Origin of the sequence: Staphylococcus carnosus (assembly GCF_900458435.1) — a bacterium.
Taxonomy (GTDB): Bacteria; Bacillota; Bacilli; order Staphylococcales; family Staphylococcaceae; genus Staphylococcus; species Staphylococcus carnosus.
This window is the reverse complement of the sequence record NZ_UHCT01000001.1, coordinates 1,143,625-1,166,989: the sequence shown is the minus strand read 5'-3', so window position 1 is coordinate 1,166,989 and position 23,365 is coordinate 1,143,625. Positions and strand designations below refer to the sequence as shown.

Sequence of the window (23,365 nt, the reverse complement as noted above, 5' to 3'; positions counted from 1 at the left end):
GAGATACTCTTTTTTTAATTATAGGATTGAAAGATCAGATTTTTGAATATCTTTTGCGAATCCTTTAACTGTATCTACTGATAATTCATTGACATCTCTGCCGATATTAGGAATTTTACTGATAACACCTGATGGACATGTAATAATGTCAGCACCGATTTCATCTGCTTGAATGACGTTTAATAATTCACGGCAGCTTGCCCATAACAATTTAACGCCTTCTTTTGAATGTGCAATTTCCACAGCTTCTTTCATTAATGGAAGTGGATCTACACCAGTATCTGCAATACGACCAGCAAATACTGAAATATAAGTTGGAACACCTTCTGTTACTGCTTCTGTAATTGCTTTAACTTGATCTAAAGTATAAACCGCAGTTACATTCACTTGAACATTATCAGCTGATAATTTTTTAATTAATGGAATTGTTGATTCACCGCTAGTTGTAACAATCGGAATTTTAACAAATACGTTTTTACCATATTGTTTTAAAATTTCTGCTTCTTTTGCCATTGTTTCTAAATCATCAGCAAATACTTCAAATGAAATTGAAGCATCTGGAATTTCACGGACCGCTTCTTCAGCAAATGTTTTGTAATCTGTTACACCTGCTTTTGCCATTAAGCTTGGGTTTGTTGTGAAACCGTCTACTTCATTATTTTTGTAGGCTGCTTTCATTTCTTCAATATCTGCACCATCTGCGAATACTTCTACATTTAAATCTGCTTTTACCATAGAATGAGTTCCTCCTATCATTACTACAACTTTCATTCCTTTAGAATAATTAAATTATAACACGCACAAAAATAAAAGGCGATTTTGCGAACTCAATCATATAATTTTTAGAGTTTTGTAAAGAAATGGTTTATCACTATTTCAATATGATAATATGTAAGAATGGATAGAAATGGAGGTCAAAATGGCAAAATCTAAACTATATTTTTATATTACGCTGATTTTGATTGTTATCAGCTTTTATTTCAACATGCGTAATCCTATATTCAATAATCAGTTTGATTCTATCGTTAAAAAAATATTAATCAGCAGTATTGTAAATGCAATCATCTTAATTGTTGCAATTATTTTTGCAGATAAATCTATGAAACTTTCAAAAGACAGACCTGATTGGATTAGAACTGCAAGCAAATTTTTACCTTATCTTTTATTAATTACGATTATCCTTCATATCGCAGCATCACTTGTATCATTCGGTCTCTTAAAATAATCAATTACAGTTTGACAAAGCGATTGAATCGTACAATAATTTAATTATTAATCAAGAATGAGGCGGTAAAGTGCAATATTTATATGTTTTTATTGGTGGCGCATTAGGCGCACTGATAAGATTCGGATTATCACATTTTAATCAGGGAAATGGTTTTCCTACTGGTACTTTTATCGCTAATTTAGCGGGTGCCTTTTTAATGGGATTAATCACAGCACTGATTTTAAAAACATTCCAAAATAATCCGCTTTTAAAAAAAGGTATAACGACAGGATTTTTAGGCGCGTTGACTACCTTTTCTACTTTTCAATTCGAACTTGTACATATGTTAGAGCAGCATAACTATGTATTGCTCGGGATTTATGCCATTACAAGTTATATATTCGGAATTCTATTATGCTATCTCGGAGGAAAAATAGGAGGTGCGCTAAGTCATGATTAAAATTTTGCTTATCATGCTTGGTGGCGGTTTAGGTGCAGTCGTTCGGGCTGCTATTACACAAGCATGCAGCCGTATACCTTCTGAAATTCCAGTAGCTACGTTAATTGTTAACTTAGCAGGTAGTTTTGCAATTAGTCTATTAAGCGGTTTTGCCCTTTCCAATCATTGGGCTTCTCCATTATTAATTGTTGGATTTCTAGGTGGCTTAACTACTTTTTCTACTTTATCTTTAGAGTTGAAGAACCTATTAACTGAACAAACAAAACCTGCAGTATTTATTTTATATAGTGCATTGCAATATATTCTTTGTTTTGCAGCTTGTTGGCTTGGATATATCATTGCTCATTAATAAAACACACTTGAGACGTATGAAATTACGTTCAAGTGTGTCTTTTTTAATCTTTTATAAAAGTCAGGATAATCGGTTCAAAATCCGCTTTACTAACAAGCGTTTCAACCCATTTTTCAGGAATCGTATCGAATCCATATAATAAACCTGCAATCGCTCCAGCAACAGATCCTACGGTATCGGTATCTTCTCCTAAGTTAACTGCTTTAAGTACAGCATCTTTAAAATTATCTGTGTTTCCAATACACCATAAAGCAGCTTCTAAAGTATCAACAACGTAGCCGGAAGAATTTATATAACTTTGAGGCAATTGATAGAATTCCGGCTGAAATATTCTCTCATAATAACTTTCGAATTCATTAAAAAGCACAGGGTTACTTTTCAAATATTTGTTTAATTCTTTTTCTGTATTTTCAACACTGACTTTAAAGGAATATCCTATGGCAATTTGTCGCAATATCTCAATATAAATGATTGATGCCATAATAGCACGAGGATGACCATGTGTAATGCGTGTATATGCTATTACTTTTTCTATAACGTGATCTAAAGACATTTCTGGCGGAAAGCATTTTATTAAAGGTGCTATTCTCATTAAAGCACCATTCCCGTTATTATATTCTGATGTACCTCCGCACTGTTCTGCTGGAATTCCATCTTCATATCGTTTTATCGCTTGTTTTGTAGAATTGCCAACACCGAATGCAATGCCAAAAGGAGTCATGTACCCTTCATTAAGGTAACAGACAAATTTTCGCATTAAACCGTCTATATTATTCTGCTCATTAATATTTTCGGCTAAACATAATGTCAATGAACTATCGTCTGACCAAGTTCCAGGCGGTTGATTGCATGTACCATAACCAATCATGCTGTCAATGTTAAAACTGCCTCTATCTTCGAACTCGACAGGCACTCCTAATGCATCTCCTACCATTGCACCATATAGCATTCCTTTATAATCAGCCATTTAAAACACCCTATTTATTATGTCCAGAATAGTTATCAGGATCTGGTCCAACACGTTTATCTTCGTTTAAATTATCTAATTGTTCCATTTGTGAATCTGATAATTCAAAATCAAACACATCTAAATTTTCTTTAATACGTGAAGGTGTCACTGATTTAGGTATCACTACAACATCATGTTGAATATTCCAACGAATGATGACTTGTGCGGGTGATTTTCCTACTTCATCAGCGATTTTTTTCACAGTATCATTCTCTAAAATTTGAGCATTCATTAAAGGTGACCAAGATTCCATTTGAATATGTTGTGCTTGTAAGTATTTTCTTAAATCCTCTTGTGTTAAATAAGGGTGAAATTCTACTTGATCAATCACTGGTTTAACAGACGCATGAGAAAGCAATGTTTCGAAATGATGCGGTTTGAAGTTGCTCACACCAATATTTTTCACTTTATTATCTTTGAGTAAATCTTCCATACCTTTCCATGTATCAATCATTACCTCTTCATCCATACCTGGCCAATGAACTAAGTATAAATCTAAGTAATCTAATCCTAATTTATCTAAAGACGTTTGGTATGCATCTGCAACATTTTTTCTACCGTAATCATCTAACCATAATTTAGATGTGATAAATAAGTCAGAACGTTTTAAACCAGTAGATTCCAATCCTGCCTTAATTCCTTCTCCAACCTTTTCTTCATTTTCATATATCATCGCAGTATCAATACTTCTATATCCATTTTCAATTGCATATTGTACCGTTTCTTTAGCTTGTTCATCATTTTCAACACGGAATGTACCTAAGCCGACAATCGGCATTTTATTTCCGTTATAAAATTCAACATATTCCATAATATTCAACACTCCCTATTATTAATAATTCAACTATACCTTATGTTTGTCCTCTGTTGCATCTATTCAAACTTTGGTTCTATACTAAATCGGACTGGTGAGAAAATCACTCGTCCGATTTTTTGATATAAAAATAGCGCAATTATCTCTATAATTTAAAGTAACCACACCAAAATTAAAGGAGATAAGTTGCGCCTATGAATCATTTTATATCAACTACACTGGAAATTAAAGATAAAAATATAGAATTCGACACTAAGATTGAAGAAAAAGAGTATAAAGGAAAAATATGTCTATTCTACTTTGGGAAATTGACGTAGGTTCCTGAGCACTGCGAAAACTGCGGATTTAAAAACACCGACTATTCCATTATAAAAAATGGAATGAAGAATTCCCGTATTACGATACCTAAGGTATCTGAAAGACAAGCCTATTTGAATCTGAAAAAGCAGCGTTTTTACTGTAAGCACTGCTGTACGCACTTCACTGCTGAAACAAAAATAGTTGAAAGATATTGCCATATTTCAGATCATATACGTTTAGCTGTTTTGCAGAAAGCTACCGAAATCCGTTCTCAAAAGTCAATTGCTGAATCTTGTGCTGTCGGGGCTTCTACAGTTGCTCGGATGATAGATAAATCTGCTTCTCAGATTGCTCAAAAGCCGTTCAGTGCTTTGCCTGAACATTTAATGATGGATGAATTCAAGAACGTCAAGCATGTCAGCCATAATATGAGTTTTATTTATGCTGATGCCGTGACTCACCGTATCGTAGATATTGTTCCCGATCGCAGATTGGCAGCTCTGAAAACGCACTTTTATCGTTATTCACTTGCTGAAAGACAACGTGTAAAGACTGTATCTATCGATATGTACGAACCCTATATGTCTTTGATTAATGAAGTATTCCCTAATGCCAGAATTATTATAGACCGATTTCATATTGTACAATCATTGAATCGCGCTTTGAATATGACTCGTGTCAGTGTTATGAATACTTTCCGAAATAACGACAGACCGCTTTACAATAAATATAAACGTTATTGGAAACTGCTTTTGAAACCTTATGAACAATTGGAGATGTTCGAATATAATAAAGTTCCTTTGTTCAAACAATGGAAAACAACCAAAGGAATCGTAGATTTCTTATTGGATTTTGATGATAAACTGTTAAATACTCATTACTACGTCCACCAGCTGCGTTATGCATTAAAAGAAAATGATGAACAATTATATACATCAACCATACAGGCAATCAACATGGGGACCATCGCCCCCAAACTTAAAATTGCCGTCAGAACACTTAAAAATCATCACGACATGATATTGAATACTTTGGAATATTCGAATCTGACCAACGGTCCGCTCGAAGGTATTAATAATAAAATCAAACTGATAAAAAAGGTTTCTTTCGGTTATAGAAACTTCACTAATTTGCGCAATCGTATTATTTTATGTACGAGACTTTTTTCCTCAAATCCTAAAAAAGAGATTAAGCAGCTAAAAGCTGCCTAACCTCTTTAATTTGAGCCACCAGTCCTATTTGACAGAGAGCCCAAACTTTAAAACAAAAAGCACTATCCACGTAATATACGTAAATAGTGCTTTTACTCATTAATTGAATGATTCTATTTCTTCCATAACACGAGCTAAATCTTCAACATTATATTGAATACGTCCATGGAATACAAACTTATTAAAGTATTCATCTAATTGTTCTGGCCCTACCAATACTTTAGTATTTGTGTTTTGAACGTAGTTAGAAATAGTCACAGCGCCTTCATTTTTAGGATTGAAATATAGCAAAGCCATTGGTGTATATTTCAAATCTAATTTACGACGTAATGCATCTGCTAACTGTTCAACATAATGAAGTTGATTTGAATAGTTCACAAACGATGCAGATTGTTTATCATCATTTTCATCTAAAACTAATGTTTGCGGTGTACGTGGATCTAAATCCAGTACATCAAAGACATGTTCAATTGTCGGTAATTCAGCAAATTGTTTATTACTGATGCCATTGTATACATGTCCTTTTAACAGTTGAGAATCAATAATGTATAAACCTGTGCGTGTTAAGACTAAATGACTGATTCGTTCAATATCGTTCATATCATTTTTAGGCAAGAAGATATTAGCCATAATATGCATATCTTCTGGACGAATGCGTTTTTCTTTTACTAATCGTTCTCTGATACCTATCAAACGCATATCAGTGATGTATTCACTGTGATTTTTTGAAAAAAGTTTCAGTGCGTCGATTTCACGGTCTTTCGAATCTACAGTAGCATCAAAATCAGCTCGTTGCTTCGTTACCGTTTTCTTATGTTCGACACGCTCTTTTTCAAGCTCATCTTCGTAATTATCTTTCAAGCTTTTTTCTTTCGCTTCATATTGTTCTTCTGCTTGTTGTTGTGCTTTCTTTTTGCTGCTTAATGCAGTTAAGAATAATATTAAGAAAATAACAGCTATAACTATCGCTGCAACTAAACCAATTTCCAATGGTCCCATACACATTCCGCTCCTTTACTTGTCTTAAATATCATTATAAAGGAAAGTTTCGATTCTATCGATAATAATCCTGAATTTCATTTGAAAATTGCAGAAATTATGCTTGGACCGCTTCTTTCAATACATCTACTTTGTCCACGCGTTCCCAAGGTAATGCAACATCTGTACGGCCGAAGTGACCATATGCAGCTGTTTGTTTATAAATAGGACGTTTTAAATCTAACATTTTAATAATACCAGCTGGACGTAAATCAAAATTATCACGCACAGCTTCAACTAATTTACTTTCAGGAACTTTGCCTGTGCCGAAAGTATCAATTGAAATTGAAACAGGCTCTGCTACACCGATAGCATAAGCAAGTTGCACTTCACATTTATCAGCTAAACCTGCTGCAACGATATTTTTAGCTACATAACGTGCTGCATAAGCTGCTGAACGGTCAACTTTTGTTGGATCTTTACCACTGAAGCATCCTCCGCCATGGCGTGCAAAACCACCATAAGTATCTACAATGATTTTACGGCCTGTTAAACCAGCATCACCTTGTGGTCCGCCAATTACAAAACGGCCTGTAGGATTGATAAAGAATTTAGTTTCATCATCTAATAATGATGCAGGTACAATCGGATCAATCACATGTTTACGGATGTCTTCTTGAATTTGATCAAGTGTTACATCTTCAGCATGTTGTGTTGAAATTACAATTGTATCAATTCGAACTGGTTTATCATTTTCATCATATTCTACTGTGACTTGTACTTTACCGTCTGGGCGCAAGTATTTTAAAGTACCATCTTTGCGTACATCTGAAAGACGTTTCGCTAATTGGTGTGAAAAGTAAATCGGCGTCGGCATATACGTATCAGTTTCATTCGTCGCAAAACCGAACATTAAACCTTGGTCTCCTGCACCAGTAGCTTCGATTTCTTCCTCACTGATTTCATTTCTATATTCTAATGCACGATCAACCGCTTGTGCGATATCAGGTGATTGTTCATCAATTGCTGACATAACTGCCATTGTTTGGCTGTCATAACCATATTTAGCTCTCGTATAGCCGATTTCCTCAACTGTATCTCTTACTACTTTTGGAAAATCAACATAAGTTGCTGTAGAAATCTCCCCGACAATCATAGCCATTCCCGTAGTGACTACTGTTTCGCATGCAACTCTGGCATCCGGATCCTTTTTCAATAATTCATCCAAAATAGCATCTGAAATTTGGTCTGCTATTTTATCAGGATGCCCTTCTGTAACAGATTCTGACGTAAATAATCTTCTATTATTCGACATAACTGACTCCTTCTGATTTTTAATTACGAAAATTCTCTATCTACGAGCTCAAATTAAAAAGGGCTTTCCACTATAAACATAGAGAGAAAGCCCTTTGACGTCCTTTCGCTCTTATCGTTCAAACGTCTTCTATGACATTTGCAAACGGTTTGGCACCTTTCTCCGCTTAGGAGAGGTTGCTGGGCTTCGTTGGGTCCATGTCCCTCCGCCACTCAGGATAAGAGAATCCGTTACAAATAATACTACCCAAACAGATTTAAATTGTCAATTAGACGAATTGAATTTCACAAATCCGTTGTGGAATAATGACCATATTATGTTATACTATGAAAATGTAAAGGCTTACAATTTATTATATTACTTACGCGCTGGAGGGGTTTTTTAAAATGGCAGTAGATGCACAAACAAATTTACAAAAGTTGAATCATTTGATTGAGAAACCATCATCACTATTTCAACTCACTAAAACGCAACTTTACAACAAGATTTTAGACAATAATGAAGGCGAACTGACAGAATTAGGAGCAATAAACCAATTGACTGGTCAATACACTGGACGCTCTCCTAAAGATAAGTTTATTGTAAACGAACCTTCCTATAGAGATGCAATTGACTGGGGTTCAGTCAACCAACCAATTGAAGAAGAAAAATTCTTGAGACTTTCTGATAAAGTTTTAGATTACTTAGATCAAAAAGACGAGTTATACGTCTTTAACGGTTATGCAGGAAGTGACCAAGATACACAACTTCGTTTGACAGTTGTAAACGAAATGGCTTGGCATAACTTGTTTGCACATAATATGTTTATCCGCCCTAGTTCAAAGGATGAAGCAGAAAAAATAAAACCAAACTTCACAATTGTTTCAGCACCGCACTTCAAAGCTAACCCTGAAGAAGATGGTACAGCTTCTGAAACATTTGTAATTATCTCTTTCAAACACCGTATCATTCTTATTGGGGGAACTGAATATGCAGGTGAAATGAAAAAAGGTATTTTCTCAGTTATGAACTACTTATTACCTCAACAAGATATTATGAGTATGCATTGCTCTGCTAACGTAGGCGAAAAAGGCGATGTTGCTTTATTCTTCGGTTTATCAGGTACAGGTAAAACAACTTTATCTGCAGCACCAGATCGTAAATTAATCGGTGACGATGAACATGGTTGGAACAAAAATGGTATCTTCAATATTGAAGGCGGCTGCTATGCTAAAGCAATCAATCTTTCAAAAGAAAAAGAACCTCAAATTTATGATGCTATTCGTTACGGTACAATTTTAGAAAACGTAGTTGTTGAAGAAGATGGAAATGTTGACTTCGATGATAATAAATACACAGAAAATACACGTGCAGCATATCCGATCGATTATATCGATAACATTGCAAAACCTTCAAAAGCTGCGCATCCTAATACAATTTTATTCTTAACTGCAGATGCATTCGGAGTATTGCCTCCAATCTCTAAATTAACTAAAGAACAAGCATTATATCATTTCTTAAGTGGATTCACTTCAAAATTAGCTGGTACAGAACGTGGTATTACAGAACCAGTACCTTCATTCTCAACATGTTTCGGTGCACCATTCTTGCCATTAAATCCGAAGAGATATGCTGAATTGCTTGGTCAATTAATCGATAAGCATGAAGTTGAAGTATATTTAGTTAACACTGGTTGGACTGGTGGTAAATACGGCGTTGGTCGTCGTATCAGCTTAAAATATACACGTCGTATGGTAGATGCAGCGATTAAAGGCGAATTAAAAAATGCTGAATTCGAAAAAGATGAAGTATTCGGATTAAGTGTACCTAAAGATATTAAAGACGTTCCAAAATCCATCTTACAACCTATTAATGCTTGGAGTAATCAAGATGCTTACCGTGAACAAGCACAAGATTTAATTTCACGTTTCGTAGAAAACTTCAAAAAATTCGGCGATGACAGTAAAGATATTGCTGAACAAGGTGGATTTAAAGCTTAATAAATGCATTTTCAAACCCGGAAAGGATTCATATCCATTCCGGGTTTTCTCATACCTTATTATTTTCCTGTTCAACATTTTCCATCCATTGATGAATCACTTTAAGTACTTCGCTTAGTGCTTTAGGTCTCGGAACATGACCTTCTTCCATTTGATAAAATGTTTGGTAATTATGACCTATTTTCTCTAAATACTCTTCTAAATGATAACCTTGGTGTATCCCTACTTGATGATCTTTACCGCCATGGACAATCAGTATAGGAGGACTATTTGAATTAATATATTGCAAAGCCTCTCGTTTTTGATAAGCTTCTTCATCTTTTTTAGGATGCCCTACCATTCGCCGCAACATTCCACGTAAGTCTACACGTTCTTCATACATTAAATGTAAATCTGTAACACCGCCCCAAATGATATAACTATTTGCTGGCAAATGCTGAAATGCTAATAATCCTTGCAATCCACCACGTGAAAAACCAACAACATGAACGTATGCATCAGGATATAGTGATTTTAATATATCCATTGCTTTTGTCACATCGTGCAAGTCTTTTCCTGAAAACTCATCTCTTCCTTCACTGCCGTTATTGCCTCTGTAGTAAGGACCGAATACTAATGTATTAGGATCTGAAAATTGCAATAGTCGACCAGTGCGGACACGTCCGACTTTCCCTTTTCCGCCACGCAAATAAATTACAATCCGTTTTACATCTTGCTTTGGAGTAAGCATAAGACCTTTGACATTCAGCTGATCGACTCTATAAGTTACTTCTTCGCCGATGTGTGTCTTTAAATCAATCGGCATGCGTTTTTTATTGATAAAGTCCAAGTTGATTCACTCTTTCCGCACATTTTAATATCACTTCATCTGTGAGCAAATAGCTCTTTTCATGCTCATCAATCGCATCCAAAGTATGAACTATTACTGGTCCATTTGTTTCTAAATAATCTTGTTTACTTTCAATTTTTTTCACATTCACAGCAAATACATCTTTTGTAAACCATCTTTTGCCGTTCGGATGATATACAGTATATTGCGCAATATACTGCATATCTTGAACAATTGCACCCGTTTCTTCAAATAATTCACGCTTTATCGCATTTTCACTTGTTTCATTCTTTTCTATTTTACCGCCAGGAAATTCTATACCACGCTTTTTATGGTTTGTTAATATATACTTCCCTTGATATAGCGGTATTGCAAGAACGTGTTCTCCATTTGCTTGATCATCAGGATTTGTAAATTGCATCTCAATCTTATTATTAAATTGATCATTAGTAATCACGTTCTATCACATTCCTTTGGTTAATATGCTAAAATATAAATCGTTATGAGTTGGATTTACTTTATTCTAAAGAGTTGGAGGGATAACATTGAAAAAACTCTTTCTCGGCTTGATTTGGGTGTATCAACGGTTTATATCACCGCTTACTCCTCCATCTTGTCGTTTCTATCCTACTTGTTCTAATTATACAAAAGAAGCAATTGAAGTACATGGTCCTATTAAAGGCGCATGGTTAGGTATAAAACGTATTTCAAAATGTCATCCGCTTCATAAAGGTGGTTTCGATCCTGTTCCTTTGAAAAAGGACAATAACCACCAACATTGCGAACACCATCATCATTAATAACGTTTCAACTGATTTTTGTTGATTACTGGGGGCACAAATTCAATGTGTCCCTTGTTTAATATACCGTTCTTTTCTGTAAACTCTTCTGCAAAATAGTAACCATATGGCGTAATATCACCAGGATAATCACCTAATCGACTAAGGTACGCTGTGAAATAACGACTGAGTCCATATTCATACATACCTCCTATAACTACTTTAATACTTCTCTGCTGTAATATTTTAATAGCTTCCAACATACGATCTATACCACCTAGGCGAAATGGCTTTAATATAACGATATCGACATTGTACGCTTCAATATATCGAAGAATTGATGCTATATCTACAGCTTTTTCATCTAGTGCTACAGGCGGAATCGTCTCTTTTTCTACATGTTTCAAACTATTTAAGTGTCTAAAAGGTTCTTCAATGTATATAATATCAAAACTGCTTTTGATTCCTTGCAATATTGAAATATCATCTTGATCCAGTGATTCGTTAGCATCTAATGCCAGAAGTGGAGATGATTGCAATCGCTGTAGCTTTTTTAAATCATCAACTACATTATCTGACCATTTCAACTTAACCCTTTTGGGTTCTGTTTTTTGTAGTACTTCGAACTGTTTATCAGATAATCCACTTGCTGTCGCACCATATTCAACAGAAAATGATTCCAAATTATAAAATGCTTGATAGAGAGCCATAGCTGCAGTACTTCTTGCAGCTGGTTGCGTTGATATTTTATCTAAAATTGTTTGGGCTGCATTAAAATCATCAATATCTTTACCCAATACTTCTTCATCAAACCAGGATTTCAATGCGTTATGCACAGATGTTATCGTTTCTTTATCGTACCAATCTGTTTCAAAGGCATTGCATTCACCAAAGTAACTGCAGCCTTCTTGATCAATCAATTCAGCGATTAACACCTTTCGCGTATCCATTTCAACCTTAGGTGTTTTAATAGGATTTTTAAAAGGCGCTTCAAAAATATAAAAATTTATCGTTTTAAATCTCATTTTTTATTCCTCAATTGAACCACGTTTCAACTTTCCAGTAGAAGTATAAGGTAAAGTATCTACGCGCTGATAAGTTTTCGGCACTTTATATTTTGCTAATTCTTGTTGTAAAAAATATTGGAGTTTATTTTTATCAATATCGGATTCACTCACATAATACAATTTCGGTACTTGTCCCCATTCTATATCCTCGACACCGATACACATCGCATCATTCACATTTTTATAACGTTTAGCAGCACTCTCAATTTCAAATGGATAAATATTTTCTCCCCCGCTGATGATTAGATCCTTTCGACGATCATAAATCATCACATTGTCTTCTGAATCAATTTTAGCAATATCACCTGTTTTAAAATAACCATTTTCGAAAGTATCTGTTAAATTTTTCGGATATAGATATCCATTAATTACATTGTCACCTTTTATCAAAAGTTCTCCATGGCCTTCATGATTAGGTTTGGTGATTTTGACATCTACATTTGGGCTCGGTTTGCCAACTGTGTCTGGATTGAATTTCAACATAGCAGGAGAAGCGGTTAAAAATTGTGAACAAGTTTCTGTCATACCAAATGAATTATAAATTGGTAAATGATTCTGGAGAGCCTCTTCAATTAAAGCGTGAGAAAGTTTAGCACCGCCCAAGAGTATTTTTTCTAAATGATAAGGTTCAGTTAATCCTGCATCCATCATCCATTTCAAAGTTTGCGGTACAAGTGAAATGTGTGTAATATTTTCACCCTTAATAATTTCAAGTATTTGATCTGCATCAAATTTATTCACAATTCTAACTGTAAAACCTTCAATCATACTTCGCAATAAGACGCTCAAACCTGAGATATGATATATCGGCAATACAGATAACCATTTGGTATTTTGATCGAAACCTAAACTTTCTTTACATCCGGTTGCACTGGCAAGATGATTATTAAAAGTTTGCGGCACTGCTTTTTGTAGTCCTGTTGTGCCTGAGGTAAACATGATTGAAGCGATTCGTTCTAAATCCATAGGAATTTCATATGTTTCAGTTCCTCGCTTCGCTTCGAGCTCTGACCATGAAATAATATTGAAACCATCTATATTTAACGGAAGGATTGCGATAATCGTATCAGTATCTACGGATTTTAATTGTGCAGTTATTTCTTTATCCGTTAATCTTGTATTAATCATTACTGCCTCAATTCCCGCTAACCAAGCACCATAAATAATGAGAGCTGAATCAAGACGGTTATCTATATAAAATGCGATACGTTTTCGATTAAGTTGGTGCAATACATGTGCATATTGTAAAGCCGTTTTATAAACGTTCATATATGTAAGTTGTGTGTTGTGATCTTCAAGTGCAATGTTTTCAGGAACTTTTTCTGCACTTTGTTTTAACCATAAATCCATCAATTTTCCTCCTTATTTCTCTGCACTTTCTATTTTATCAAAGAATATATACTTACGATGCTATTCTGTTTTAAAACATAATAAACCCGAGAGTTGATACTCCCGGATTTACAGTTTAATTAAATAATTGATTAAGTTTATCTTTAATACTTTGTAATTTACTGTCAATATCATTAAGCAGCCCGTCTACTTTAGATTGATTTTCACCATTTTGTTGGGCTTGATTAGCCTCTTTTAATTTATCTACCGCATTCTGATATTGATCAGTTAAGTTATTATCACCATTATTTGTTGCTTTATCTTTCAATTGATTGACTTCACTTTGCGCAGAATCAATTGCATTTTGACTATTTTGTCCGTTTTGGATATTATTTTTAGCACTTTCAATCTTTTCTTTGATTACCGTTTCTTTTTCTTTAATAACTTCTTTATAGTTGTTAGTCACATTAGGTTTATTTTGATTATTAGATTGTTGTGCTTGTTCTGACTGTTGATTTTGGTTTGCAGTTTGATCATCGTTTTTCGGTTGCATCATGTTCCTTACGATAAAGATGGCAACAACAATTAATAAGATGACTACAATTGCTGCTAACCATTTTTTTCCTTTGTTGCTTTTACGATTTTCTTCTTCTAACATACGTTCTCTGCGATAATCGCGTTCGTTATAATAACGGCCGTCTTCATCTGAACGACGACGGTATTCTGCTTCTCGACTATCTTCATGAGGTCTGTCATACTCACCATCTCTATAGTCATCTCGGTTATTACGGTAATAATCATCGCGACGATTATCTCTGTGATTATCATAATCATGATTATTTCGATCAGATCTTCTCATTTTAAATCACCTTATTTCCATTTTTTATTTAGTGAAAAATTAATATTTATTACCTTTAGTATACCATTTAACAAAAAGATAACCCTCGTATAAAAGTCCTATATGTTAAAATATTCCGCATTGCGATGGTGCCTAATTTATAAGATAATAGTTTAGATACTTGTTTGAAATGAGGGAACATAATTGCATTCAAAACCACCAAAAAATTTTAATTATTACATTAAATATACGATAACATGTCTGCTTGTTTTTATCATTATTTACTTTTTATATGTCAATTACGGTACAAATCTTTTCCAATTGGATGTTCCTAAAAATTCTTCGATGTACTACCTTATTCATTTAGATTGGAAAGGTTATGCAAATGCATATACTGCTACTTTAACCACTATTATTATCCCTTTATTATTAATTGGTTTAGTACTTTTTCTTTTGTCTAGAATAATAAACGGGCGATTAAAAAAGATATTGTTAAAAGTATTGCCAATCGTAATCTTTTCAGCATTATTTGCGTTGATTTTCATTCCACTCTTGTTTGTGTTGAATGTAACACATTTTTCTTTTATTGCTACGTTTTTATCTTTTTTAGCCCTATCTAAACCAGCTATGGTCAAAATGTATCATTTTAGCCGAAAAAGTGTCAGTGAGATTAACCAACCCATTTCTATAGAAGAACTTAAAGAAAAAGAATCTAACAAGCCAAAATAAAAAAAGTAACCACGGTAGCTAGTCTTGTACACTACTGTGGTTATTTCATGTTGGTATTACATGATAAATCTCAACTTATTTCATAGTGTTTTATGGTGTTGAAGTTCGTTTCGATATTTATTTTTCGCAATTTTCAAAATATTAATTGAAATTTAGTTCATTATTATTTATGATTATTAATAAATAGCACGATAGTTCTACAAAACATTATCATTACCCCTGTTTTATTCTCTAAATTACAAATAAAAATAGAATAGAGGAAAAATCATGAAAAAACTTATATGGTTGTTTTTAGTTAGTCTCATTGTGTTAGCTGGTTGCGGTGAAAAAGGAAAAGATCATAGTCAAGAAAATCAGAAGCCGGAAATTAAAAAATACAGTTACCACCCTATCGGTACTGAAGAAGAAGTTAAAGATAAAGCTGCTAAAGTCAGAGACGAAAAACGAAACGGCAAATTTGATTCTAGTAAATATTATGATGATTATGAGTATGGCCAAATTTTTCAAAGAGAGGCACAACCTCTTACGGATACCAATTCTAAGGTTCATCAAATGGTCAATAATTTGAAGCAAAATGATGACCGTATTGATGAGGCTGATACTAAAGAAGTGAAATCAGAAATAGATCCAGCATTGAAAGAATTGAAACAAGCATTGGATGATAGAAAAAATAGAGACAAAGAAGTTCCTACACAATTTAAAGATATGGATGAGAATTACTTTAAATCCATTGAAATTTTTTATAACTCCTTCAAAGACCTTGAAAATGTCATCGAGCATAAAAAACAATTTTCTAAACATGAATTAATCGAACAAACTGATGTTTTTAAACATAACATGGACGTTTCGGAAAAATATTTTAGATACACAACTAAATTGATTGAAGCAGCACGCCAATCCTACTAACTATAACGAATAAAATTTTCATCAGCACGGTTTTATATCTAATTCAAAAACCCCTTTGCTTTCATGTAATAAGACAGAAAACAAAGGGGTCTAAAATTGAGCGGAGAGTGAGGGATTCGAACCCTCGAGACGCTTGTGGCGCCTACACACTTTCCAGGCGTGCTCCTTCGGCCAGCTCGGACAACTCTCCATTTATTAAAATTTATGTAATTAAATAAAAAATCAGAAACGATACTTCGTTTCTGATTGAATGACTCCTACGGGACTCGAACCCGTGTTACCGCCGTGAAAGGGCGGTGTCTTAACCGCTTGACCAAGGAGCCATGGCTCCACAGGTAGGACTCGAACCTACGACCGATCGGTTAACAGCCGATAGCTCTACCACTGAGCTACTGTGGATTAATTAAAAATGGAGCGGGTGATGGGAATCGAACCCACAACATCAGCTTGGAAGGCTGAGGTTTTGCCATTAAACTACACCCGCATTAACGATTATGGGGCGGCTGATGGGAATCGAACCCACGAATGTCGGAACCACAATCCGATGTGTTAACCACTTCACCACAACCGCCAGACAAAGTTTAAAAGAATGGTTCAGGACAGAGTCGAACTGCCGACACATGGAGCTTCAATCCATTGCTCTACCAACTGAGCTACTGAACCTTATATTTAAAATGGCGGTCTCGACGGGAATCGAACCCGCGATCTCCTGCGTGACAGGCAGGCGTGTTAACCGCTACACTACGAGACCAGAGAAAAACTATGTATTGCGGGAGGCGGATTTGAACCACCGACCTTCGGGTTATGAGCCCGACGAGCTACCGAACTGCTCCATCCCGCGGTAATATTATTAGTAATTTGAACTACTTTATTAGTATATCATGTATTGTTAAGTAATGTCAAATCTTTTTTTAACAAAATATGAATTTTATTTTTAAAACTTAAATCTTGTTTCGTATTTGTAATCTCTTTTTTCAAGACAATAACTAGTATATTAACTTTTATCCCTTGAGTCAACCACATTCCAACATAAATAAGTGTAATAAATATATAATTACTATAAATTTTTATTTTTAGTGAGCAATTGACCACAATTCTGCTTGTTTTTTATCATTTGCTCCTTAACTTTACGTTTAAATTTCTTATATTTTTAAGTTAATCTCCCCTATTTCATAAATAAAAAGATCGAAAAAAGCATTTATAGCTTTATTCCGACCTTTTTGATGCTGAATAACTATTTATTTTGAAATAGTGGCTAACCAAGCAAATTTATTTTTTTGTACCATATCTAAATTCAATCCTAGATCATTTACAATATCTTTTAAGTTTTCAATATAAGTGTAATACTCAGTTTGTAAATCCTCAGTTAAGTTATAGAATTCTTGATTGTTATAATATTTAATTAAGTCTTGCTTGTATTTTTCACTTTCAAACATGGTATCTAAGATTAATAATTTTCCATCATCTGTTAATGAGTGCATCATTGTTTTGATTGCATCAGATTTTTCTTCTGGTTTTACATGATGGAACGCAAACGAAGTTACAATATAATCGAATGGTTGATCAAATGGTATATCAAAGAAATGACCATATTGTACATCCAAATTTTTAGTTTCATTCGCAATTGCTCTCATATCATCAGATGGATCTATAGCTGACACCTCTCTGCCTTTATCTTTTAACATCAGTGTTAAATTACCAGTACCAGCACCAATCTCAAGCACTCTGCCTTCTGCTGTACTTGCAAGTTCATTCAACATTTCAGAATAATTGATAAAGACATCTCTATATTCTTCGTTCTCCCCGTTAACAGTGGCATCATATTCTGGTGCCCACTTTTTAAAAATTTCCATAAATTCCATTTCCCGATAACACCTCAATTCCGAGTATTTCGATATATATTATAGCTCATAAGTATTTCAAAAACAAAACAAATTATCCACAATATAAAAGTTTTAATACTCTGAATTTAAATGCAATTCTAATATTTTTGCGAAAATAAAAACACCAACATAATGCTGGTGCTTTATCAATTACTCTACTATTTCTTCAGTATTAGCAATAAATCCTTGTTGTTCTAAATCTGCAATCGCATTTTCCAAAATCTTTTCAGTATCCGCTGAAATTGTATGCAGATGAAAACCATCTGTCAATTTTGCTAACATTGTACCTTTAAACTTTGTCATTTCTTCTATAAACGTTGTAATATCTTCTTGTGTTTCAATCATCAATTCTGCTCTAATATTTCCATAGACTGGATGTTCTACGGATACATCATCTACCATTGCACCATTCTCAACAATGATAGACAGTTCTTTTTCCATTTCATCAAAATCATGTTGGCACATAATTAAACGTTTATGTGCTTTTCCTTGAGGTTCTATATCTAAAAAGTATCCTTTGCTTGTAGAATTGATTGCATAATCTTTTGTTTTTAAGTGAGAGATATCTTTCACAATAATTTGGCGAGAAACACCAAATCTCTGGCTTAATTCCGATCCTTTAATCGGTTCACTTGTCATTTTTAACAGTTCTACAATTTCCTCTCTTCTTTCATCAGCTTGGCTCATCTAGGGCCACCTCTTTTAATATATTCTCTAACTGATCAAAACATTGATCTATTTCATTTAGCGTTGTATTTTTTGAAAAAGAAACTCTAACATACTGATCTGCTTCATGTTGTGTTGTTTCAATTTTATGCACTAATCCGTCACTTAATAATAAACCATGACCACATGCTGTTCCAGTAGAAATACATACATTTCTGCTTGAAAGTGTCTGCATAACATATTGACCTTCATAAAAAGGTGTCAACATCCCTAAAATATGCGGCGCATGAAGGTCATATTCCAAAATTGTAAAACCTGCTGTTTTTGCACGTTTTTTTGCATGCTGATATAAGTTTAATAAATGTTCATGTTGAGGATTCAGAGATAAAGCTTTTGTCATCGCTAAAATACTTGGTACATCTAACGTGCCATTTCTAGTACCCTCTTCATGAAAATAATGAATATTAATAGGTCTTACAGATTTATGTTCAATCAGTAATGCTCCGCTTCCCTTTGTCCCATTAAACTTATGTCCTGAAAAAGTATAAGAAGAAAACTTATCGATATTGATATCTGAAACTTTATGAACAGCTTGAACACCATCTACATGAAGCGGTATATTTTGAGTTTCTCCAATCAGTGCGATTTCATTTACAGGCAATTTATAACCTGTTTCTGAACTAACATGCTGTGCAACTAACAAAACCGTTTCATCTGTTATTAAAGATTTTAATCCCACTAAATCAATTTCACCATTTTTATCGAGCGGCATTTCAACTATCTCAAATTGTTTGCGAAATGGTTCTAAAGCTGCAGCTATCGATGGATGTTCATATGGCGATACAATCACGCGCCCTTCAGGTGCTTGCTGTAAATAAGTACTGATTGCAATTTGATTAGCATGAGAACCACTTGTAGTAAAAATAACTTCTTTTTTAGTATTAAAATGTTCTTGAATGAATTTTCTGCTAGAATTTAAAGCTTCGCGCACCATCTCTCCGCCTGCATGTAAACTCTCACTATTATAAAACAACGCTTGTTGCGCTTCTTGATAAATATCCAACACTTCTTTTGCTGGTTGTGTTGTTGATGCATTATCTAAATAAATCATACCGCTTCCCCCACTTACATTTATCTTGATTATATGACAAAATCATTGCATACATTCATGTTAACATATTTGTATATATTATTGTAAATAGAGGTGTAAACATGACACGGGTTATAGTCGTTGGAAGTGGTATTGCTGCACTTTCATTCATTCGTCACATTAAGCACGAAATTGAAGTCATTTGTATAACTAAAGAAAAACTCTCAGAAAACAACAGTAATTTTGCCCAAGGTGGAATCTGTTTTTCAATGAACGAACAAGATGACGGCCTAGCACATAGTTTAGATACATATGAAGCTGGTTCAAAAATGGGAAATTTGAAAGTCATTCAAAACGTCATCACCGAAAGCTATCCATTAATTCAGCAATTAATAGATGAAGGTCTCCCTTTTGATACTAACACAGCAAACAACGAATTAGATTATGCGATGGAAGGCGCACACTCTAAACCAAGAATATTACATGCTGGCGGTGATCAAACCGGAAAATACATCGCTAAGCATATGGTTGCACACTTATCTCATCCACACCTCACAATTATGGAAGAAACTGAAGTTATCGATTTGATAAAAAATACCGATAATGAAGTGTGCGGTGTTTTAACACTTGGAAATGATGATGAATTGCATACCATTGAAGGAGATGCAGTCATTTTAGCAACAGGCGGTATTAACAATGTGTTTCCAACACATTCTAACATTCCACATACTTTAACATCTGGTCCAGTCATAGCATTACACCATCATCTGCCTCTAGAAAGTATGGAAATGATTCAATTCCACCCTACTTTATTAGGTAAGCCTTACGAAGCTTATAGTTTAGTTTCTGAAGCAGTAAGAGGTGCAGGTGCAATTTTAGTCAATGAATTAAATGTCCGTTTTATGGATGCTATACACCCTATGAAAAGTTTGGCGCCGAGAGATATTACAAGCAGAGCCTTATACCACCAACAAATGCAAGGACATGATTGCTTTTTAGATATCAGCTCAATTTCTCATTTTGAACAACGCTTTCCTACGATTTATGCGGCTGTACAAAAACATTATCCGGATGCGCTTAAAAAACAGCGTATTCCAGTAACACCTGGAGCACATTATACTGTCGGAGGTATTCAAAGTGAAATAAACGGCAAAACAAATTTAAAAAATGTTTATGCAATTGGTGAAGTAGCTTGTACAAATTTTCATGGTGCAAACCGCCTAGCGAGCAATTCTTTATTAGAAGGCCTGGTCATGGGAGCGAAATGTGCTAATACAGTGAATACTGACATTAAACACATAGATTCCTCTCATTTTCATGCAGGATTTAAAATACCAGATGTTTCAGAAGAAACGATACATCAAATACAACAGCAAAGCTTTGATATTTTAGGTGTTGAAAGAAATGGCAAGCAAATGAAAAATATGCTGAAACAATTCAACATGTACTCTCAAGCAGCCCATTGACTGAACAAATCACTCAATTAAATTGGCAGCGCTATTGCGTTGTTAAAACACTTCAGATAATTTGTGCATCTGCTATTGCACGAGAGGAATCTAGAGGTGTGCATTATAGAACAGATTATCCAATGCAAAATTCAAATTGGCAAAATTTAAAGGTAGAACTGAATTCAGGAGGCAGTGAAAATGTTAAACCCGTTACTCGTCAGAGAGAAAATCACTCAATTTTACATTGAGGATAACCAATATGGAGACTTGGCAACACACATCTTTGATCAGACACAAGAAGGTACGCTTACATTAAAATCTAAAGATGAGGGCATTTTTTGTGGTGAAGTGATTATAAAAGAAGCATTTCCCCTACTCGATTCAAATGTTGTGATTAATCTAAAAGTAAAAGATGGAGAAGCTGTATATCCTGGTGATATTATCACTGAAATTAAAGGTCCTGTATATGTATTATTAACGATGGAACGTATTGTATTAAACTTGATTCAACGCATGTCAGGCATCGCAACACAAACAAGACAGATTGTAGACAAAATTTCTCATACCTCAACGAATATTGTAGATACTAGAAAAACTACACCAGGTTTAGGTATTTTCGAAAAGTTTGCAGTGACAGTTGGCGGTGGTTTAAACCACAGACGTTCTTTAAATGATGGTTTGATGCTAAAAGATAATCACATTGCTTTTAGCCAATCTATGGAAACTGCAATTGCTAATGCCAAAAAAGTCATTGGACCAATGGATAAAATTGAAGTTGAAATAGAAAATGAAGAAATGCTGAAAACAGCGATTGAAAATCAAGTAGATATTATAATGTTCGATAATCAAAAACCAGAATGGATTGCTGAGCATTTAAATTTAGTTCCGAATACGATTCAAACTGAAGCATCTGGAAATATTAATGCTTCAAATGTTGTAGCTTATGCTGAAACTGGTGTTGATTTTATTTCAATGGGTTCCCTATTTTATGCGCAAAGTGCGCTCGATATTTCTGCAAAGGTTGTGATCTGATGTTTAATCCAATATTATCTGTATCAAAATCAATTCCTGAAAAATATTTACAAATGTCACAAGAAGAATTAGAAAATCATATTCAAGCAATTAAAGATCAATTAGGCAATCGTTTATTTATGCCGACACATCATTATCAAAAAAATGAAGTTGTACAGTTTGCTGATATTACAGGAGATTCTTTGGAATTAGCAAGAATCTGTAAAGAAAATACTGAAGCGGAATACTTTGTATTTAACGGCGTTCATTTTATGGCAGAGACTGCAGACATCTTAACTGATGACAGCCAAGATATATATTTACCAGATTTATCTGCGGGCTGTTCAATGGCCGATATGGCTAATATCACACAAGCTCTGCATGGTTATGACGTTCTTACAGAAAAATTTCATTTAGATATATTACCTTTAACATATGTCAATTCAACAGCAGCTATTAAAAAATTTGTAGGAGAACACGGCGGTTCATGTGTCACAAGTGGTAATGCTAAATCTGTCGTAGATTGGGCTTTAAACCAAGGCAAAGTCATTTTATTCTTACCTGACCAGCATTTAGGTCGCAATACAGCTTATGATTTAGGCATTCCACTAGAACAAATGGCAGTATGGGATCCAATAGCGAAAGAGTTGATTTATGAAGGTGATTTAGAAGACTTGCGTATTGTTTTGTGGAAAGGTCATTGTTCTGTACATGAAAAATTCCATAAAGCACATATTGATATGGCACGTGAACGAGACCCAGAAATTAATGTTATTGTTCACCCAGAATGTGAATTTGAAGTTGTTCAAGCTGCAGATTACGCGGGTTCAACACGTTATATTATTGAAACAATTAAAAACGCACCTAAAGGTTCACGTTGGTTAATCGGAACAGAAATGAATCTAGTCAATCGATTAAAAGAAACATATACAGACATTACAATTGATTCTCTCAACCCGCTTATGTGTTCTTGTTTAACAATGAATCGTATCGATTTACCGCACCTTGCATGGTGTTTAGATAAAATATTAGATGGCAACAAAGACAACATCATTAAAGTTGATGCAGAAACTGCGAAATATGCAAAAGAAAGCTTAGACCGTATGTTAAGCATCACTTAATAAGTATATTAAACACAATAATTTAATCCACATTAAAAATGACA

Annotated in this window: 24 protein-coding genes, 8 tRNA genes, 1 pseudogene and 1 riboswitch; of the genes and pseudogenes, 12 read left to right on the top strand and 21 right to left on the bottom strand. The window is 34.3% G+C overall.

All coding sequences use genetic code 11. The features are described from left to right. Nucleotides 1-18: 18 nt before the first annotated feature. Entirely contained in the window at nt 19-735 is a 717-nt protein-coding gene (locus DYE31_RS05640; protein WP_015900625.1) for a transaldolase, read from the bottom strand. 184 nt (nt 736-919) lie between these two features. On the opposite strand from DYE31_RS05640, the gene DYE31_RS05635 reads away from it, so the two are divergent. From DYE31_RS05635 to DYE31_RS05625, 3 genes are all read left to right on the top strand, one after another. Then, nucleotides 920-1,225: a hypothetical protein gene (locus tag DYE31_RS05635; RefSeq protein WP_015900626.1), complete on the top strand. Its 306-nt coding sequence runs from the start codon at nt 920-922 to the stop codon at nt 1,223-1,225. Nucleotides 1,226-1,295: 70 nt separating this feature from the next. Then, the gene (gene crcB / locus DYE31_RS05630; protein ID WP_015900627.1) at nt 1,296-1,667 is read left to right on the top strand and encodes a fluoride efflux transporter CrcB; all 372 of its coding nucleotides are present in this window, start codon (nt 1,296-1,298) and stop codon (nt 1,665-1,667) included. Then, on the top strand, nt 1,660-2,016 hold the full coding sequence (locus DYE31_RS05625) for a fluoride efflux transporter FluC (protein ID WP_041612985.1): 357 nt from the start codon (nt 1,660-1,662) through the stop codon (nt 2,014-2,016). Before crcB ends, DYE31_RS05625 begins: the two co-directional genes overlap by 8 nt. 46 nt (nt 2,017-2,062) lie before the next feature. Here DYE31_RS05625 and DYE31_RS05620 read toward each other — a convergent pair whose 3' ends face one another. Then, entirely contained in the window at nt 2,063-2,986 is a 924-nt protein-coding gene (locus tag DYE31_RS05620) for an ADP-ribosylglycohydrolase family protein (RefSeq protein ID WP_015900629.1), read from the bottom strand. A gap of 10 nt (nt 2,987-2,996) precedes the next feature. Beyond that, nucleotides 2,997-3,839 carry an aldo/keto reductase gene (locus tag DYE31_RS05615; protein WP_115314370.1) on the bottom strand — a complete coding sequence of 281 codons (843 nt, stop codon included), beginning with the start codon at nt 3,837-3,839 and terminating at the stop codon, nt 2,997-2,999. 197 nt (nt 3,840-4,036) lie between these two features. Between DYE31_RS05615 and DYE31_RS05610 the strand changes: the two are divergent. Continuing rightward, nucleotides 4,037-5,353: pseudogene (locus tag DYE31_RS05610) on the top strand (ISL3 family transposase). A gap of 99 nt (nt 5,354-5,452) precedes the next feature. Here the strand turns inward: DYE31_RS05610 and DYE31_RS05605 are convergent. Both DYE31_RS05605 and metK read right to left on the bottom strand, forming a co-directional pair. After that, on the bottom strand, nt 5,453-6,358 hold the full coding sequence (locus tag DYE31_RS05605; protein WP_015900633.1) for an NERD domain-containing protein: 906 nt from the start codon (nt 6,356-6,358) through the stop codon (nt 5,453-5,455). Nucleotides 6,359-6,449: 91 nt separating this feature from the next. After that, nucleotides 6,450-7,646 (bottom strand): methionine adenosyltransferase, encoded by a 1,197-nt coding sequence (metK, locus tag DYE31_RS05600; protein WP_015900634.1) that lies wholly within the window; start codon nt 7,644-7,646, stop codon nt 6,450-6,452. Nucleotides 7,647-7,754: 108 nt separating this feature from the next. Continuing rightward, nucleotides 7,755-7,870: riboswitch (SAM riboswitch) on the bottom strand. Nucleotides 7,871-8,032: 162 nt separating this feature from the next. Between metK and pckA the strand changes: the two genes are divergently transcribed. Beyond that, nucleotides 8,033-9,625, top strand: a complete 1,593-nt coding sequence (gene pckA / locus DYE31_RS05595; RefSeq protein WP_015900635.1) for a phosphoenolpyruvate carboxykinase (ATP) — start codon at nt 8,033-8,035, stop codon at nt 9,623-9,625. A gap of 49 nt (nt 9,626-9,674) precedes the next feature. Here the strand turns inward: pckA and DYE31_RS05590 are convergent, their stop codons facing one another. Further along, entirely contained in the window at nt 9,675-10,454 is a 780-nt protein-coding gene (locus tag DYE31_RS05590; protein WP_065865379.1) for an alpha/beta hydrolase family protein, read from the bottom strand. Continuing rightward, on the bottom strand, nt 10,438-10,911 hold the full coding sequence (gene ytkD / locus DYE31_RS05585; protein WP_015900637.1) for an RNA deprotection pyrophosphohydrolase: 474 nt from the start codon (nt 10,909-10,911) through the stop codon (nt 10,438-10,440). Before ytkD ends, DYE31_RS05590 begins: the two co-directional genes overlap by 17 nt. Nucleotides 10,912-10,999: 88 nt before the next feature. Between ytkD and yidD the strand changes: the two genes are divergently transcribed. Next, a complete protein-coding gene (yidD, locus tag DYE31_RS05580) occupies nt 11,000-11,254 on the top strand; it encodes a membrane protein insertion efficiency factor YidD (protein WP_015900638.1) in 255 nt (84 codons plus the stop codon). Here yidD and menC read toward each other — a convergent pair. From menC to DYE31_RS05565, 3 genes are all read right to left on the bottom strand, one after another. Continuing rightward, the gene (menC, locus tag DYE31_RS05575) at nt 11,251-12,258 is read right to left on the bottom strand and encodes an o-succinylbenzoate synthase (protein ID WP_015900639.1); all 1,008 of its coding nucleotides are present in this window, start codon (nt 12,256-12,258) and stop codon (nt 11,251-11,253) included. The genes yidD and menC overlap by 4 nt on opposite strands. 3 nt (nt 12,259-12,261) lie before the next feature. Next, nucleotides 12,262-13,650 carry an o-succinylbenzoate--CoA ligase gene (menE, locus tag DYE31_RS05570; RefSeq protein WP_015900640.1) on the bottom strand — a complete coding sequence of 463 codons (1,389 nt, stop codon included), beginning with the start codon at nt 13,648-13,650 and terminating at the stop codon, nt 12,262-12,264. A 115-nt stretch (nt 13,651-13,765) separates the two neighbouring features. Further along, nucleotides 13,766-14,488: a hypothetical protein gene (locus DYE31_RS05565; RefSeq protein WP_015900641.1), complete on the bottom strand. Its 723-nt coding sequence runs from the start codon at nt 14,486-14,488 to the stop codon at nt 13,766-13,768. A gap of 183 nt (nt 14,489-14,671) precedes the next feature. Here DYE31_RS05565 and DYE31_RS05560 point away from each other — a divergent pair, with 183 nt between their 5' ends. Together DYE31_RS05560 and DYE31_RS05555 are read left to right on the top strand one after the other, a co-directional pair. Continuing rightward, nucleotides 14,672-15,196 (top strand): hypothetical protein, encoded by a 525-nt coding sequence (locus DYE31_RS05560; protein WP_015900642.1) that lies wholly within the window; start codon nt 14,672-14,674, stop codon nt 15,194-15,196. A 267-nt stretch (nt 15,197-15,463) separates the two neighbouring features. Then, a complete protein-coding gene (locus DYE31_RS05555) occupies nt 15,464-16,102 on the top strand; it encodes an LptM family lipoprotein (protein WP_015900643.1) in 639 nt (212 codons plus the stop codon). A gap of 101 nt (nt 16,103-16,203) precedes the next feature. Here DYE31_RS05555 and DYE31_RS05550 read toward each other — a convergent pair. The 11 genes from DYE31_RS05550 to DYE31_RS05495 all read right to left on the bottom strand — a co-directional run bounded on the left by DYE31_RS05550 (nt 16,204) and on the right by DYE31_RS05495 (nt 19,762). Beyond that, nucleotides 16,204-16,292 (bottom strand) — tRNA-Ser (locus DYE31_RS05550). Nucleotides 16,293-16,353: 61 nt separating this feature from the next. Next, nucleotides 16,354-16,425: transfer RNA gene (locus DYE31_RS05545), tRNA-Glu, on the bottom strand. A gap of 1 nt (nt 16,426) precedes the next feature. Continuing rightward, a tRNA-Asn gene (locus tag DYE31_RS05540) sits at nt 16,427-16,501 on the bottom strand. Nucleotides 16,502-16,512: 11 nt separating this feature from the next. Further along, nucleotides 16,513-16,586, bottom strand: a tRNA-Gly gene (locus DYE31_RS05535). An 11-nt stretch (nt 16,587-16,597) separates the two neighbouring features. Next, nucleotides 16,598-16,673 (bottom strand) — tRNA-His (locus DYE31_RS05530). Nucleotides 16,674-16,692: 19 nt separating this feature from the next. Then, nucleotides 16,693-16,765, bottom strand: a tRNA-Phe gene (locus tag DYE31_RS05525). Nucleotides 16,766-16,777: 12 nt separating this feature from the next. Continuing rightward, nucleotides 16,778-16,853 (bottom strand) — tRNA-Asp (locus tag DYE31_RS05520). 16 nt (nt 16,854-16,869) lie between these two features. After that, nucleotides 16,870-16,943 (bottom strand) — tRNA-Met (locus DYE31_RS05515). A gap of 397 nt (nt 16,944-17,340) precedes the next feature. After that, nucleotides 17,341-17,964, bottom strand: a complete 624-nt coding sequence (locus tag DYE31_RS05505) for a class I SAM-dependent methyltransferase (RefSeq protein WP_015900644.1) — start codon at nt 17,962-17,964, stop codon at nt 17,341-17,343. A 171-nt stretch (nt 17,965-18,135) separates the two neighbouring features. Then, entirely contained in the window at nt 18,136-18,672 is a 537-nt protein-coding gene (locus DYE31_RS05500; RefSeq protein WP_015900645.1) for a transcription repressor NadR, read from the bottom strand. Beyond that, entirely contained in the window at nt 18,659-19,762 is a 1,104-nt protein-coding gene (locus tag DYE31_RS05495; protein ID WP_015900646.1) for a cysteine desulfurase family protein, read from the bottom strand. Before DYE31_RS05495 ends, DYE31_RS05500 begins: the two co-directional genes overlap by 14 nt. Nucleotides 19,763-19,863: 101 nt before the next feature. Here DYE31_RS05495 and DYE31_RS05490 point away from each other — a divergent pair, with 101 nt between their 5' ends. The 4 genes from DYE31_RS05490 to nadA are packed head-to-tail and all read left to right on the top strand — an operon-like array spanning nt 19,864 to nt 23,321. Next, entirely contained in the window at nt 19,864-21,207 is a 1,344-nt protein-coding gene (locus DYE31_RS05490) for an L-aspartate oxidase (protein WP_015900647.1), read from the top strand. Further along, on the top strand, nt 21,204-21,437 hold the full coding sequence (locus tag DYE31_RS12990; RefSeq protein WP_253718839.1) for a hypothetical protein: 234 nt from the start codon (nt 21,204-21,206) through the stop codon (nt 21,435-21,437). The genes DYE31_RS05490 and DYE31_RS12990 overlap by 4 nt, the downstream gene beginning before the upstream one ends. Next, nucleotides 21,388-22,221 carry a carboxylating nicotinate-nucleotide diphosphorylase gene (nadC, locus tag DYE31_RS05485; protein WP_015900648.1) on the top strand — a complete coding sequence of 278 codons (834 nt, stop codon included), beginning with the start codon at nt 21,388-21,390 and terminating at the stop codon, nt 22,219-22,221. Before DYE31_RS12990 ends, nadC begins: the two co-directional genes overlap by 50 nt. Next, entirely contained in the window at nt 22,221-23,321 is a 1,101-nt protein-coding gene (gene nadA / locus DYE31_RS05480; RefSeq protein ID WP_015900649.1) for a quinolinate synthase NadA, read from the top strand. The genes nadC and nadA overlap by 1 nt, the downstream gene beginning before the upstream one ends. The last annotated feature ends 44 nt before the right edge of the window (nt 23,322-23,365 follow it).